Genomic DNA, 14,926 nt, shown 5'->3' with positions numbered 1-14,926 from the left:
CGGCTTGCTGGCGATATGGCCAGTAGCAACGACGCAATGCTTCAACCTTGTTCAGCCCGTTGCTCAACGCGACTCCTGTTACGCCAAACCCGATAGGCGCGAATGCCCGCCCGCACCGAGCCGAACAGCAGTTTGTCTTCCATCTCCCGGGCCATCCCCGAACGCACCAGCATGCGCAGGAATGTGCCGCGGGCGCGGGCGATGGCGAAGAAGATGCCCTGCGCGGCCAGGGTGTCGCGCACTTCGCGCAGGGCGGCGATGCCGCTGACGTCGATGCTGGTTACCGCTTCGGCATCGAACAGCACGGCCCTGGGCCGTTCCTGGCTCTGCACCGCTTCGAGCAGGCGCATCTTGAAGTAGTCGGCGTTGAAGAACAGGATCGCGTCGTCGAAGCGGTACACCACAAGGCCTGGCACGGTGCGGGCATCCTTGTGTTTGCGGATGTCCACCTGGCCTTCGGTGCCGGGCAGCCAGCCAAGCACCGCGTCGGTGGGCTGATAGATGCTGTACAGCAGGCGCAGGATCGCCAGGGTCACGGCAAACACGATGCCGGGAAGCACGCCCAGGCTCAGCACACCGACCGTGGTCAGCAGGCACAGCCAGAACTCGAAGCGGCTCAGGCGGCGGATATGCTTCAGCGACTTGATGTCGATCAGCCCCCAGCCTGCCATCAGCAGCACGGCACCCAGCGCGGCCTGCGGGATCCACGCCATCGGCGCGGTGAAGAACAGCAGGATCAGGGCGATGACCAGTGCTGCGATGATGCCCACCAGTTGGCTCTTGCCACCGACCATGTCGTTGACCGCAGTGCGCGAGTCTGCACCGCTGATGGCAAAGCCCTGGGAAACCCCGGCAGCCAGATTGCTTACGCCCAGGGCGACGAATTCGTGGTTGGCGTTGATCGCGTAGCCGTGCCGGGCGGCAAAGCTGCGTGCGGTGAGCATGGCGCTGCAGAAGCTGACGGTGGCGATACCCAGGGCGTCGCGCAGCAGGCTTTTCATTTCTGCCAGGTTACTGTGTGGCCAGGCCAGCTGCGGGATGCCGGCAGGTACCGGGCCGAGAATGGCGACGCCAAAGCGGTCGAGGCCGAGCAGGCCGACCAGCAGCATGAACAGCGCCACTACAGTTAGCGCCGCAGGCAGATGGGGGTAGCGTCGTGGCAGCCAGATCAGCAGGCCCAGTGCGGCGATGCCGATGAGCAGCGTCACCCAGTGGATTTCGCCCAGGCGCTGGAAGAAGTTGATCAGGCTGAGGATGAAACCGTCGCCCTCGATCTTGAACCCCACCACCTTGGACAACTGCCCGGCGATCAGGCTCAGGCCGATACCGTTGAGATAGCCGATCAGGATCGGCCGCGAGAAGAAGCTGGCGATGAACCCGGCCCGGGCCACCCCGGCCGCGATCAGCATTACCCCGACCAGCAAGGTGACGATCACCGACAGCTCGGCAATCCGGTGCGGTTCGCCCATGGCCAACGGCGCCACGGCGCCGGCGATCATCGCGCAAGTGGCGGCGTCTGGGCCGACCATCAGCTGGCGCGAGCTTCCGATCAGGGCATAGACCATCATCGGCAGCACACAGGCATACAGGCCGTACTGCGGCGGTAGGCCGACGATCTGCGCGTAGGCGATGGCAATGGGAATCTGGATCGCCGCCACCGAGAGGCCGGCCTGCAGGTCGGCGTGGAACCACTCGCGGCGGTAGTGCAGCAGGTTGGCAAGGCCCGGTAGCCAGCGGGAGAGAAACATGCGTCGTCCTTTCGAAATGCTTCACGAATCCATCCACGCATTGAAGCGGATCGGCAGGCAAATGGCCATGGGGCAGGTCAAAGGGAGGGGGGAGAAACGAAAAAAGGAGCCTGGGCTCCTTTTGACAGCGATGACGTTGCTGGAACGCCATGCGGGAATGCGATGTGGAGCGGGTAGAGGGAATCGAACCCTCAACTAAAGCTTGGGAAGCTTTCGTTTTACCACTAAACTATACCCGCGTTTGCGCAGCACTTTTTACCAGAACCCTCAACGAATTAGAAGCCCAAGTTATTAAAAAGCTTGTCGGCGCCCCATGGTTTGCGGGTTTGAGCCACACGACGCCGAGTTGCTCAGATGGCCAATGCATGCTGCTCCTGTTTTACAGGCTGGTAACGTTGACGAGGTTCACGCACGGTTGGCTTCAGGAACCCCAGCATGACACTGCGAGTGTCCTCGCAAGCGGCCTTGTGTTCCATATCCAGGAAGTGGCCTGCATCGCGGATCACGCTGAAGTGGCTGCGTCCCACGTGCTTGCTGAACTGCCGCGCATCTTCGACCGTGGTGTACTCGTCGCGGTCACCATTGATGAAAAGTACCGGGATGTCGATATTGCGTGCACCATCCAGCGCCCGCCCCAGGTCATGTTGCAGCACCTCGTTGATGTGGAAGTGCATCTGCGCATACTCGTGGCTGTCCAGGCTGCTGACATGGCGGTAGTTGAAGCGCTTGAACAGTGACGGCAGGTGCTTGCCGATGGTGTCGTTGATCAGGTTGCCGACCTGATAACGGTCGCAGGCGGCCAGGTACTGGCAACCACGGTCCAGGTAGTCGCGCATCGGTTCGTTGATCACCGGTGAGAACGAACTCACCACTGCCTTCTTCACGCCCCGCGGCTGGTGCGCCAGCGCCAGCAGCGTACTTGCGCCACCCCACGAGAACGACATCACGTGGTCTGCCTGGAAGTGCTCGATCAGCTCGAGGAGAATATGCGCTTCGGTCTCCTTGCTGATAAAGCGTTCCTGGCGATTGTGCGGCTTGGATTTGCCCGCGTATGGCTGGTCGAACAGTACAACGTTGAACTGCGGGTGCAGGTTACGTACCGTCTGGGCGAACGAGGCCGTGGTGGCAAGCGAGCCATTGATCAGGATGATCGTATTCTCGGCCGCATCCGCGCGATAGAACTCCGTGTAAACCCGATACTGACCTTGGATATCAAGTACAGCGATTTCTGGCCTCATGTCATCGACTCCTGGCGCAAAAAGGGTATTCGCGTCACCTAGGGTGCACGTTCTTTATGACAGGTAGGCATTTGCCTGAAGAGAAACCGGGGGGCCCTGTGTCGATCCTTGGCACGTGCGTCGACGGTATTGTTTTTGGCGGGCAATTCGCCGTGCCCCAAGGCATCGAGGCCTTGGGTGGCCGGCAAAAAGTGTCTGCGACTGCGGTCGTGACTTGGTAGTCACATGCAGACTGACGATTTGGATTCAAGCAGTGGGTCGGGAATCCCGCAAGTGCCGTTCGGGGGAAAATGTGACTTTTGTCGCTGAGCGGTCGTATGACGACCCTGATCTGTCTGGTCCGGCCCTTTCCACGTTTCGAGTCAGGCTTTGCGTGCTACGCGGCCCCTGTGGGAGCGGGCGAGCCCGCGAAGAGGCCGGAACAGCCAACCTAGACCGTCGCTATTTCATCCGCCGTCAGCTCACGAAACGCCCCTGGCGCCAACCCCGGGTCCAGCCGGATCGCCCCCATGCTCTCCCGATGCAACCCCACCACCTTGTTGTCGAAATGGCCGAACATGCGCTTCACCTGGTGATAGCGCCCTTCGACGATCGACAGCCGTGCCTGGCGCGGCCCGAGGATGTCCAGCTGGGCGGGCAGGGTGGTGAGGTCTTCGAAAGCGAAGTAGAAGCCCTCGAGGAACTTGGCCACATAGTGCTCGCCAATCTCGTCCTCGGTTTGCACCAGGTAGTGCTTGGGCAGCTTGGTCGCGGGCTGGGTAAGCCGGCGTGACCATTGGCCATCGTTGGTCAGGATCATCAAGCCCGTGGTGTTGAAGTCCAGGCGCCCGGCAATATGCAGGTCCTCACGCAAACCGGCTGGCAGCAAGTCGAGCACGGTGCGGTGTTGCGGGTCCTGGGTGGCGCTGACGCAGCCTGCGGGCTTGTGCAACATCAGGTAGCGTGCCGGGCGGCCAGCCTGCAGCAGTTGGTCGTCCAGCTCCACGCGGCTGAATTCGCGCACTTCGGCCAGTGGGTCGCTGACCACTTGGCCATCCACCCGCACGCGGCGTTGCGCCAGCATCAGACGGACTTGCTGGCGGTTGTGGCTGGGCAGGTTGGCGAGGAAACGGTCGAGGCGCATGGCAAACGGTCAGTCGGAAGCGGGGGAGCGAAGTTGTTCTTCGACGGCGGCGCAGCGCGGGCACAGGCAGGCTTTGTCGCGCAGCTCGGCGGGCAGGGCCTTGAGCACGGCAGGGTCGATGGTCACGCTGTAACACCAGCAGGCCTGGGTGGCCCGGCGCGGATCGGCCAAGCTGCACTGGTTGAGGGCGCCACAAGCGGGGCAGTGCTGGTTGTCGGGCATGGCTGCCGCTCACCTGTATCAAATTGTTGCAGAAATGGCACTGCACCTTGGCGGCACTGTCTTATTCAACGTCGATGATCGCATTTCGCATCGATGCTCGCCAGCGCCGCTGTTCGGGCACTCCAGCGGTCCAGGAGGCCGCCATGTCCTATCGAATCCTGTTGATCGCCCTGCTGGGGCTGATGACTTCCGCCTGCGTTCCGTACTACGAGAGCGGGGGCTATTACCGATCGGACCACTACTACTCCGACCGTTATGTGTCACCGGATTATTACCGCTATGACCGCTATTACGTAGCGCCGCAGCCCCGTTATTACTATCAGCCTGCGCCACGCTACTACTACCGCTCGGCGCCCGCGCCTCACTACCGGTCTCATCCGCAGCCGGGGATGAAGCAATGGTATGGCAACCCACGAAACGACTATGGCAACCGCCAGCGGTATGACTATGGGCGCGACCGGGACCGTCATGATTATCGCGGTGGCAGCCAGCGCTACCAGCAGAATGACCGTTGGCACTCTAGCGGGCGGGGGGATAGTGACCGACGCGGGGACGGGCGGCGTGGGCACGGGCAAGGGGGGAACTGGCAGCGGTAGGTGAATTGAAAACCGGGGGCGCGTTGCGCCCCTTTCGCGACGCAAGGCCGCTCCCACAGGTACGGCGCAGCATTGGAAACCATCGCTGTACCTGTGGGAGCGGCCTTGTGTCGCGATGGGCTGCAATGCAGCCCCAACTTCTCGAAGCTACCCGAGATCCGCCAGCGGATGCCGCCCCTCCCACACCTTGGCAAAATGCGCCTCCACCACCGCCGCCGGCACTTGCGCCACATCGGGCCAGTGCCAGTGCGGCTGGTTGTCCTTGTCCAGCAAGCGCGCACGCACGCCTTCGCTGAATTCCGGGTGGCGGCAGCAGTTCAGGCTCATGCTGTATTCCATCTGAAACACCTGCGCCAACGACAGCTGCCGTGCCCGGCGGATCTGTTCCCACACCAGGTGTGCGGTCAGCGGGCAACCTTCATGCAACCGTTGGCCGGCATCTGCCAGCAGCGGGTCGTCGTGGTGCTTGAGCCCCTCCAGCGCACGCCAGGCGGCTGCTGCGTCGGCCACGTCGAGTAACTGATCGATTACCTGTCGCCGCGGCAGCCACTGGGCCTGGGGCAACTCGGCGCAGGCGCGGTGCTGTTCGGCCTTGAGCAGGCTGTTCAGTTGCAGGGTAGTTTGTTCCTGCCAGTTCAGCTGCAGCAGTTCCTCGATCAGCGCCTCTTGCTGGTGCTCACCCAGAAAGCGGTCGGCCAGGCCCAGGTCCAGGGCGTCGTGGGCATTGATCGGCGCGCCTGTCAGGCCGAGGAACAACCCCAGCTTGCCCGGCAGGCGGGCAAGGAACCAGCTGGCGCCCACGTCCGGGTACAGGCCGATGCTGATTTCCGGCATGGCCAGCCGACTGCTGGGGGTGACAATACGCACATTGGCGCCCTGCAGCAGGCCCATGCCACCACCCAGCACATGCCCGTGCCCCCAGCACAGCAACGGCTTGGGATAGGTGTGCAGGGCAAAGTCCAGGCGGTATTCGGCGGCGAAGAAGGTGGCGGCCAGCGGGGGCACGCTACCAGGGTGGTCGCGGCAGGCTTGTACCAGCGCACGCACATCACCGCCGGCACAGAAGGCCTTGGCACCGTTGCCGCGCAGCAGCACGCAGACGATTCCCGGGTCGCGAGCCCAGGCGTGCAACTGTTCGCCCAATACCTCGATCATCGGCAGGCTCAGCGCATTGAGCGCCTTGGGCGCATCCAGGGTGGCGATGCCGATGCGGGCGCCATCGGCGCCGGTGAGTACCTCGCAATGAATGGCCATGGACTACCTCGCGCAAGTCATCGCCCAAGTATGGCTTGCCTGGCCGAACATGCCGGTCGTCGGTCGGATCGTTTGACAAGCGGGAAGGGCTTACCTAGTGTCGCGCCATTGTTTATGGAAGGCCCCATGACTGACGACGATCGCATCAAACTCGAACCCAGCTGGAAGGCCGCCTTGCGCGCGGAATTCGACCAGCCCTACATGCATCAGTTGCGCGAGTTCCTGCGCAGCGAGTACGCCGCCGGCAAAGAGATCTACCCGCCAGGGCCGTTGATCTTCAACGCGCTCAACTCGACGCCGCTGGAGCAGGTGAAGGTGGTCATCCTTGGCCAGGACCCTTACCACGGGCCGGGTCAGGCGCATGGCCTGTGCTTCTCGGTGCAACCGGGCGTGGCCACGCCACCTTCGCTGGTCAACATCTACAAGGAGCTGCAGCGCGACCTGAACATCCCGATTGCCAGTCATGGCTACCTGCAGAGCTGGGCCGAGCAGGGCGTGCTTTTGCTCAACACGACCATGACCGTGGAGCGTGCCAATGCCGCGTCGCATGCCAAGAAGGGCTGGGAGTTCTTTACCGACCGGATCATCCAGGTGGTTAGCGAGCAGTGCCCGAACGTGGTGTTCCTGCTGTGGGGCTCGCATGCGCAAAGCAAGCAGAAGCTGATCGACGGGACCAAGCACCTGGTGCTGAAATCGGTGCATCCATCACCGTTGTCGGCTTACCGTGGGTTCCTGGGGTGCGGGCATTTCAGCCGGGCCAACAGTTTCCTCCAGCAGCGCGGGCTGGCGCCGATCAACTGGGCATTGCCACCGCTGTGATCACCTGAAAGAACGCGTCGCCTGCTTCGCGGGCTTGCCCGCTCCCACAGGGATAGCACCTGCCTTGAGGGCGATGCAGTACCTGTGGGAGCGGGCAAGCCCGCGAAGCAGGCGACGCGATTATTCCGGGTTGGCGTTCCACACCCGGAACAACGGCTCTGCCAGAAACAGCACAAACAACAAGCGCATCACCTGCAGCGCCGTCACCAGCGGCACCGACAGCTGCAGGGTCTCCGCCGTCAGGCTCATCTCGGCAATTCCGCCCGGCATCATCCCCAATGTCAGCGAACGCAGATCCAGCGCGGTCATCATGCTCAGCACCCATGCGGCACTGCCGGCAATCGCCATGCACAACGCCGTGGCCACCAGGGTGCGGCAAAGGAACGACGGTGCGCGGCGGAAGAACGCGCGGTTGAAGTGGCAGGCCAGGCCGCTGCCGATCAACCACTGGCCGATCTGGCTGGCGCCATTGGGCAGGGTTATCTGCAGGTCGCCCGCCAGGCTCACGGTGGCTGCGACCAACAATGGCCCGAACAACCACGGGTTGGGCTGGCGCAAGCGCTGCCACAGCAGGGCGACGGCAACGCCCAGCGGTGCAGTCAGCGCCAGCCAGCCCCAGCTCACACTGCCGGTGTGATTCAGCGGTACCCCGTCACCCAGCAGGAACTTGAACAGCGCCGGCACGCACAGTACCACCGCCAGTACGCGCAGGCTTTGCGCCGCCGCCACCTGGCTGAGCACTGCGCCATTGCGGGCGCCAAGGTTGACCATCTCCCCCGAACCGCCCGGCATGCTGGCGAAGAACGCCGTGGCACGGTCTTCACCGGTGCGCCGCAGCAGCCATACGCTGATCACGCTGGACAAGGTGGTGAACAGCGCGCCGAAGAAGATCAGTGCGAAATGGCTGGCCACCTGCTCGATCACCGCCGGGGTGAAGTGCAGGCCAATGCCGATACCGATGATGCATTGCCCGCATTTGCGGCCATTGGGGATTTCCGGCAGCTGCCAGGGTGTCAGGCAGCGCACCAGGATGATCGCCAGCAACGAGCCGACCATCCACGGCAAAGGCCAGCCGACCTTGCTGGCGGCAAAACCGCCAGCAAGGCCGACCAGCCCGGTCGCGACAAACAACGGCAACGAGCGATCAGGCATCGGCCATCGCCCGGCGCTGCAGGCTGCGTTTGCGCCAGATGCGCAGCAGCGGCAGGGTCAGCATGCAAATGGTCAGTACCCATACCGACATGCTGATCGGGCTCGACCAGAGGATGCCCAGTTCGCCGTTGGAGATCGACAGCGCCCGGCGCAGGTTCTGCTCCATCAACCCACCGAGGATGAAACCGAGCAGGATCGGCGACAGCGGGAAGTCCAGCTTGCGCAGGATATAGCCCATGATGCCGATACCGACCATCAGGAACAGGTCGAAGGTAGTGGCATGCACGGCGTAAACGCCGATCGCGGTGATGATGGCGATCACCGGTACCAGCGCCCAGTTTGGCACGGCGAGGATGCGGGTGAAGATGCGGATCATCGGGATGTTGAGGATCACCAGCATGATGTTGGCGACGAACAGCGAGGCGATCAGGCCCCAGACGATGTCTGGCTGCTGTTCGAACAACAGCGGGCCTGGGGTGATGTTGTACAAGGTCAGCGCGCCGATCATCACCGCGGTGGTGCCCGAGCCAGGTACGCCCAGGGTCAGCATCGGTACCAGGGCGCCACAGCAGGAGGCGCCGATGGCGGTTTCCGGTGCGGCCAGGCCGCGGGCGTCGCCCTTGCCGAACTTGCCCTTGTCGCCCGCCAGGCGTTTTTCGGTCATGTAGGCCACGGCGCTCGCCAGTGTTGCACCGGCACCAGGCAGCACACCCATGATGAAGCCAAGCAAGCCGCAGCGGATATTGACCACGAACACCGAGGCCGCTTCCTTGAAGTTGAACAGCATGCGGCCGGTGGCTTTGACTGCCTGGTGGCCATGGTGGGTCTTTTCCAGCAGCAGGAGGATTTCGCTGATGGAGAACAGGCCCAGCACCAGTACCACGAACTGGATGCCGTCGGCCAGGTGCACGCTGTCGCCGGTGAAGCGGTACACGCCACTGTTGGCATCGATGCCGACTGCCGACAGGAACAGGCCGATCAAAGCGGCAATGAAGGTTTTCAGCGGCTTGTCGCCGGCCATGCCGCCGAGGGCGACGATGGCGAACACCATCAGCACGAAGTACTCCGCCGGGCCGAAGGCGATTGCCCATTTCGCCAGCAGCGGTGCGAACAGCACCATGCCGCAGGTGGCGATCAGCGCACCGATGAACGAACTCCAGGCCGACAGCGACAGCGCTACGCCAGCCAGACCATTGCGGGCCATCGGGTAGCCATCGAGAGTGGTCATCACGGTCGAGGCTTCGCCGGGGATGTTCAGCAGGATCGAACTGATGCGTCCGCCGTACTCGCAGCCCAGGTACACCGCTGCCAGCAGGATCAGCGCCGATTCCGGCGGCAGGCCGAGGGCGAAGGCGATGGGGATCAGCAAGGCCACGCCGTTGATCGGGCCCAGGCCCGGCAGCAGGCCGACCACGGTACCGATCAGCGTGCCGGTGAGGGCGGTGACCAGGTTGTAAGGGGACAGGGCGACGCCGAAGCCCTGGCCCAGGTAGCTCAAGGTATCCATGTGTCAGTTCTCCAGTACGCTCAGCAGGCCAAGGGGCAGGGGCACGTCCATCACGCGGTCGAACAGCCAGTAGAGAAACAGGCTCATGCCCGCCACCACGATGGCGCTGTGCAGCCAGCGGCCGCCGTACAGGCGGGCCATGGGCACGCCGACCAGGATGGCGCTGAGGATGAAGCCCAGGGCTTCGAAGGTGCTGGCGAACACGATCAGCAGGCCGACGCAGGCGGCGATCTTGATCAGGGTCTCGCGGTCCAGTTCCGGTTCGTCGTCCTTGCGCACGATGGGGGTGGGGCGGAACACCAGGTACAGCAGGCCCAGGCCGAGCAGGCCGAGCGTCAACAGCGGGTAGGCGCGCGGGCCCACCGGTTCATAGGAAAACGCCGCCTGGTAAGGCCAGGCCATCACGGCCAGGGCGGCGCACACCGCCAGCAGGGCCAGGGCGAAGATGCGTTGCAGGATCATGAAGGAATCCTCGTTGTTCATCGGCAAGACGCAGATCCTTTGTAGGAGCGGCCTTGTGTCGCGATGGGTCGCAAGGCGGCCCCAGGATTTCAGCATCGCTGCACAAATCGCTGGGGCTGCTTCGCAGCCCTTTCGCGACACAAGGCCGCTCCTACATGGAGCGAACGGCGTTGGCGTGTTACTGGATCAGGCCAAACTCCCTGGCCAGTGTCTTGTAGTCAGCCACTTGCTTCTTCACATAGCCGTCCAGCTCTGCACCGGTCATGGCGAACGGGAACAGTTCGCGCTGGTCACGCAACTTGGCGAAGTCTTCCGAAGCCAGCATCTTGTCGAATGACTGCTTCCACCAGGCGTATTCCTCGTCGCTCACCTTTGGCCCCAGGTAGAAGCCGCGTACCACTGGCCAGACGATGTCGTAACCCTGTTCCTTGGCGGTGGGGATGTCTTTCATCTCGGGCTCGTCCAGGCGCTTTTCCGAGAACACCGCGAGGATGCGCATGTTGCCGCTCTGAATGTGCGGCATGGAGTCGGAGATGTCGGTCGAGCCTACCTGGATATGCCCGCCCAGCAACGCCGTGGCGATCTCGCCGCCACCTTCCAGGGCGACGTAACGCAGGTCACGCGGGTTGATGCCGGCGGCCTTGGCAATCAGGGCGGTCTGCATCCAGTCCTGGCTGCCGACGGTACCGCCGGAGCCGATTACCACCTTGCTCGGGTCTTTCTTCAACGCTGCGACCAGGTCGTCGAGGGTCTTGTAGGGCGAGTCGCTTTTCACTGCGATGGCGCCATAGCTGGTGCCGACGGCGGCCAGCCATTTCACCGCGTTCTCGTCGAAGCGGCCGAACTTGCCCTGGGCCAGGTTCAGCAGCGAACCGCTGGACCAGGCCACCAGGGTGCCGGCATCGGCCGGGCGCTGGGCGACCACGGCGTTGTAGGCCACCGCACCGACACCGCCGGGCATGTAGGTGACGCGCATCGGCTTGGTGAGGATTTTTTCCTGCACCAGGGCGCTCTGCACCAGCTTGCAGGTCAGGTCGAAGCCGCCGCCGGGCGAGGCGGGAGCAATGCATTCGGGGCGTTTCGGTTCGGCAGCGAGGGCGTTGCCGGCCAACAGCAGGCAGCCGGTAGCGAGGACGAGGCGGCGCAGTGAGTAGGTCATCGTCTTTCTCCGTGAGCGTTGTTGTTATCAAGTTATCGCTATGGGGTTACCACAGCGCCACGCTGTAGCTCACCAGCAGCCGCACCTCGTCCGCGTCGCGGGCGAAGTTGGAGCGGAAGGTGGCGTTGCGCAGGCGCACGGCGACGTTCTTCAACGGGCCGCTTTGTACCACGTACTTCATCTCGGTATCGCGTTCCCACTCCTTGCCCTCGCCACCGGCGGCGCGGCTGACGTTGTCGCCGCTGATGTAGCGGGTCATGAAGGTCAGGCCGGGCACGCCGAGCGCGGCGAAGTTGTAGTCGTAGCGCGCCTGCCAGGAGCGTTCGTCGGCGCCTGCGAAGTCGTTGATCTGGACGAAGTTGACCAGGTACGGGTCGGCACCATCGACGTACGGGAAGGCGCTGTCGCCTGACAATTGCTGCCAGGCGGCGCTGACCTTGTGCCCGCCCAGGGCGTAGCTGAGCATGCCATTGAAGGTGGTGTTGTCGATGTTGCCGGCCTTGGCGGCGCCGGCGTCGTCACTCACGGCCAGGCGCAGGTCGGCGCCCAAGGTGCCGGGGCCCCATGGCTGGGTGGCGACCATGCCGATGAAGTGCTGGCGGTAGATATCGTCGAGCTGGGCAAAGTGGTAGCTGCCGGTGATGCGATCGGTGAACTGGTAGTCGAGGCCGGCCAGGTCCAGGTTGTCGGCGCTGAACGAGCCACCGAAGCGGCCGTTCTTGTTGTTCAGGGCCAGGTCTTCCCAGTTGGTGTCGTTGCGGTCCTTGGCCTTGTCCAGTCGGCCTCCGGTGAAGGTCAGGCCCTTGACCTCCTTCGAGGTGAGCAGGCCGCCTTCGAAGGTTTGCGGCAGGATGCGGCCATCGTTGGGCTGCAGGGTCGGCAGTTCGGGGATCAGAGTGCCGATCTTCAGTTCGGTCTGCGACACCTTCACCTTGCCGGTCAGGCCGAGCTTGGAGTACTCGTCGGCGGCCTTGCCGTCATCGTGCGTCGGCAGCAGGCCGGTGTCGGTGCGGTCTGGGCTGGAGTCGAGCTTGATGCCGAGCATGCCCAGCGCATCCAGGCCGAAACCCACGGTGCCATCGGTGTAGCCAGACTCGAAGTTGAGCATGAAGCCCTGGGCCCACTCGTCGCGCTTGGATTGCTGTGCACTGGTGCCGTCGCGGAAATCGCGGTTGAAGTACATGTTGCGGGTTTCGAAGGTGGCCGTGCTGTCTTCGAAGAAGGCGGCCTGGCTCATCGGCGCGACACCGGCAAGCGCAAGGGCACTGACGATGGCGGAAGGGCGTGCGGCAAAGGAACGGGTAGGCGCGAACGCCTGCGGCTGCGATGACAGCATCACTGATGGCTCCGTTTATTGTTCTTATTCGTTGCACCTTGCTGGTGCTTTTTTTCGGCGCGTAGGGCGACCGTGGTGCGATGCTAGGTAACCAACCTTTCGCTAACCTTTCAGCGTGAAAGGTTTGTCGACAGGGCTTCACAGGCCTGCCGACAGCGGTACACTCCGCGCCACCGTCCCACCCGAGCAGGGAGAATCCGATGCGTGTGCTGCTGGTCGAAGACCACCTGCAACTGGCTGAAAGCGTGGCCCAGGCCTTGAAAAGCCATGGCCTGACCGTGGATGTGCTGCATGACGGCGTGGCCGCCGACCTGGCCCTGGCCAGCGAGGAGTACGCCGTGGCCGTGCTGGATGTCGGCTTGCCGCGCATGGACGGCTTCGAGGTGCTGGCGCGTCTGCGCGGCCGTGGCAAGACCCTGCCGGTGCTGATGCTGACCGCGCGCAGCGACGTCAAGGACCGGGTTCATGGGCTGAACCTGGGCGCCGACGACTACCTGGCCAAGCCGTTCGAGCTGACCGAGCTGGAAGCACGGGTCAAGGCCCTGTTGCGGCGCAGCGTGCTCGGTGGCGAGCGCCAGCAACGCTGCGGGCCGTTGGTATACGATCTGGATACCCGGCGCTTCACCTTGGGTGGCGACAACCTGACCCTGACTTCTCGCGAACAAAGCGTACTGGAAGCGCTGATCGCCCGGCCGGGCCGGGTGATGAGCAAGGAGCAACTGGCCGCCCAGGTGTTTGGCCTGGACGAAGAAGCCAGCCCTGATGCCATCGAAATCTACATCCACCGCCTGCGCAAGAAGCTTGACGGCCACCCGGTGGCGATTGTCACCTTCCGTGGCCTGGGCTACCTGCTCGAGCACCGCGATGCGTGACAACGGCAGCCTGCGTGGGCGCTTGCTCGGCAACCTGGCCTTGCTGCTGGTGGTGTTGATGCTGGCCAGCGGCCTGAGCGCCTACTGGAACGGCCGTGAGGCCGCCGACACCGCCTACGATCGGACCCTGCTGGCCTCGGCAAGGACCATTGCCGCAGGCCTGTCCCAGCGTGACGGTTCGCTGAGCGCGGATGTGCCCTACGTGGCCCTGGACACCTTCGCCTACGACAGTGCCGGGCGAATCTACTACCAGGTGCTGGACATCCAGCAGCGGCTGATTTCCGGCTACGAGAACCTGCCAGCGCCGCCGCCGGGCACGCCGCGTACCGACGATTACCCGGCGCTGGCGCGGTTCTACAACGCCACCTACCTGGGCCAGGACGTGCGCGTGGTCAGCCTGTTGAAGCCGGTGAGCGAGCCGAACATGAACGGCATGGCGGAAATCCGTGTGGCCGAGACCGAGGAAGCGCGGGTGCGCATGGCCCGTGGCCTGATGGCCGATACCCTGCTGCGCCTGGGGATGCTGGCGCTGGGCGCGCTGGTGATGGTGTGGTTTGCCGTGAGTGCCGCGTTGCGACCGCTGGAGCGCCTGCGCACGGCGGTGGAAGAGCGCCAGCCGGACGACCTGAGGGCCTTGCCGGTGGTGCAGGTGCAGCGTGAGCTGGGCCCACTGGTGCGGGCTTTGAACCATTTCACTGAGCGTTTGCGCGGCCAGTTCGAGCGCCAAGCGCAGTTCATCGCGGACGCTGCCCACGAGTTGCGCACGCCACTGGCAGCGCTGAAGGCACGTGTCGAGCTGGGCCTGCGCTCGGCCGAGCCGCAGGAGTGGCGGCAGACACTGGAGTCCGCGGCCCAGGGCACCGACCGGCTGACCCATCTGGCCAACCAGCTGCTGTCGCTGGCGCGGGTCGAGAACGGTGCGCGGGCGATTGCAGAAGGCGGCGCGCAGCGCCTGGACCTGAGTCAGTTGGCTCGTGAGCTGGGCATGGCCATGGCACCGCTGGCGCACAAACGCGGGGTGGCGCTGGCCCTGGAGGCCGAGGCGCCGGTGTGGCTGAAGGGGGAGCCGACGCTGCTCAACGAGCTGTTGAGCAACCTGGTGGACAATGCCTTGGCGCATACGCCGACTGGCGGCAACGTGATCTTGCGAGTGCTGACGCCGGCGGTACTGGAGGTGGAGGATGACGGACCGGGGATTCCCGAGGCCGAGCGTGAGCGGGTGTTCGAGCGCTTCTACCGGCGCAGTGCGCAGGGCAGTGGGCTTGGCTTGGCGATTGTCGGCGAGATCTGCCGGGCGCACCTGGCACAGGTGAGCCTGCATGACGGTGCGAAGGGCGGGTTGCGGGTGCGGGTGAGTTTTATCGCGGATTGATGTGTTGCCTGTACCGGCCCTATCGCCGGCAAGCCAGCTCCCACCTCGACTGCATTGACCTCAAGT

14 protein-coding genes and 1 tRNA gene are annotated in these 14,926 nt (G+C 64.0%); 4 read left to right on the top strand and 11 right to left on the bottom strand.

Features of this window, described 5'->3' with window-relative positions:
* Positions 1-41 precede the first annotated feature (41 nt).
* The 5 genes from ACK56M_RS23660 to ACK56M_RS23640 form a co-directional block, all read right to left on the bottom strand.
* Positions 42-1,748, bottom strand: a complete 1,707-nt coding sequence (locus ACK56M_RS23660) for a SulP family inorganic anion transporter (protein WP_054573857.1) — start codon at positions 1,746-1,748, stop codon at positions 42-44.
* Between the two features lie 165 nt (positions 1,749-1,913).
* Positions 1,914-1,987, bottom strand: a tRNA-Gly gene (locus ACK56M_RS23655).
* 111 nt (positions 1,988-2,098) lie between these two features.
* Complete coding sequence (locus ACK56M_RS23650; RefSeq protein WP_013974016.1) at positions 2,099-2,986, bottom strand: alpha/beta fold hydrolase; 888 nt, start codon at positions 2,984-2,986, stop codon at positions 2,099-2,101.
* Between the two features lie 430 nt (positions 2,987-3,416).
* A complete protein-coding gene (locus ACK56M_RS23645) occupies positions 3,417-4,109 on the bottom strand; it encodes a pseudouridine synthase (RefSeq protein ID WP_015271612.1) in 693 nt (230 codons plus the stop codon).
* Between the two features lie 9 nt (positions 4,110-4,118).
* Positions 4,119-4,331, bottom strand: a complete 213-nt coding sequence (locus ACK56M_RS23640) for a cysteine-rich CWC family protein (protein WP_039613741.1) — start codon at positions 4,329-4,331, stop codon at positions 4,119-4,121.
* Positions 4,332-4,474: 143 nt separating this feature from the next.
* On the opposite strand from ACK56M_RS23640, the gene ACK56M_RS23635 reads away from it, so the two are divergent.
* Positions 4,475-4,927 carry a lipoprotein gene (locus tag ACK56M_RS23635; RefSeq protein ID WP_015271610.1) on the top strand — a complete coding sequence of 151 codons (453 nt, stop codon included), beginning with the start codon at positions 4,475-4,477 and terminating at the stop codon, positions 4,925-4,927.
* A gap of 147 nt (positions 4,928-5,074) precedes the next feature.
* Here the strand turns inward: ACK56M_RS23635 and ACK56M_RS23630 are convergent, their stop codons facing one another.
* A complete protein-coding gene (locus tag ACK56M_RS23630; protein WP_015271609.1) occupies positions 5,075-6,181 on the bottom strand; it encodes an enoyl-CoA hydratase/isomerase family protein in 1,107 nt (368 codons plus the stop codon).
* A 126-nt stretch (positions 6,182-6,307) separates the two neighbouring features.
* On the opposite strand from ACK56M_RS23630, the gene ung reads away from it, so the two are divergent.
* On the top strand, positions 6,308-7,000 hold the full coding sequence (ung, locus tag ACK56M_RS23625) for a uracil-DNA glycosylase (protein WP_015271608.1): 693 nt from the start codon (positions 6,308-6,310) through the stop codon (positions 6,998-7,000).
* A gap of 120 nt (positions 7,001-7,120) precedes the next feature.
* Here the strand turns inward: ung and ACK56M_RS23620 are convergent, their stop codons facing one another.
* From ACK56M_RS23620 to ACK56M_RS23600, 5 genes are all read right to left on the bottom strand, one after another.
* Entirely contained in the window at positions 7,121-8,152 is a 1,032-nt protein-coding gene (locus ACK56M_RS23620) for an AbrB family transcriptional regulator (protein ID WP_015271607.1), read from the bottom strand.
* A complete protein-coding gene (locus ACK56M_RS23615; RefSeq protein WP_013974009.1) occupies positions 8,145-9,659 on the bottom strand; it encodes a tripartite tricarboxylate transporter permease in 1,515 nt (504 codons plus the stop codon). Before ACK56M_RS23615 ends, ACK56M_RS23620 begins: the two co-directional genes overlap by 8 nt.
* 3 nt (positions 9,660-9,662) lie before the next feature.
* Complete coding sequence (locus ACK56M_RS23610; RefSeq protein ID WP_015271606.1) at positions 9,663-10,121, bottom strand: tripartite tricarboxylate transporter TctB family protein; 459 nt, start codon at positions 10,119-10,121, stop codon at positions 9,663-9,665.
* A 178-nt stretch (positions 10,122-10,299) separates the two neighbouring features.
* On the bottom strand, positions 10,300-11,280 hold the full coding sequence (locus tag ACK56M_RS23605) for a Bug family tripartite tricarboxylate transporter substrate binding protein (protein WP_013974007.1): 981 nt from the start codon (positions 11,278-11,280) through the stop codon (positions 10,300-10,302).
* Positions 11,281-11,326: 46 nt separating this feature from the next.
* A complete protein-coding gene (locus ACK56M_RS23600) occupies positions 11,327-12,616 on the bottom strand; it encodes an OprD family porin (protein ID WP_015271605.1) in 1,290 nt (429 codons plus the stop codon).
* A 200-nt stretch (positions 12,617-12,816) separates the two neighbouring features.
* Here ACK56M_RS23600 and ACK56M_RS23595 point away from each other — a divergent pair, with 200 nt between their 5' ends.
* On the top strand, positions 12,817-13,488 hold the full coding sequence (locus tag ACK56M_RS23595) for a response regulator (RefSeq protein WP_013974005.1): 672 nt from the start codon (positions 12,817-12,819) through the stop codon (positions 13,486-13,488).
* A complete protein-coding gene (locus ACK56M_RS23590) occupies positions 13,481-14,860 on the top strand; it encodes a sensor histidine kinase (RefSeq protein WP_015271604.1) in 1,380 nt (459 codons plus the stop codon). The genes ACK56M_RS23595 and ACK56M_RS23590 overlap by 8 nt, the downstream gene beginning before the upstream one ends.
* Positions 14,861-14,926 lie beyond the last annotated feature (66 nt).

This window comes from Pseudomonas sp. s4 (assembly GCF_046764235.1).
GTDB classification, from domain to species: Bacteria; Pseudomonadota; Gammaproteobacteria; order Pseudomonadales; family Pseudomonadaceae; genus Aquipseudomonas; species Aquipseudomonas asiatica.
This window is presented reverse-complemented; position numbering and strand designations above follow the sequence as displayed.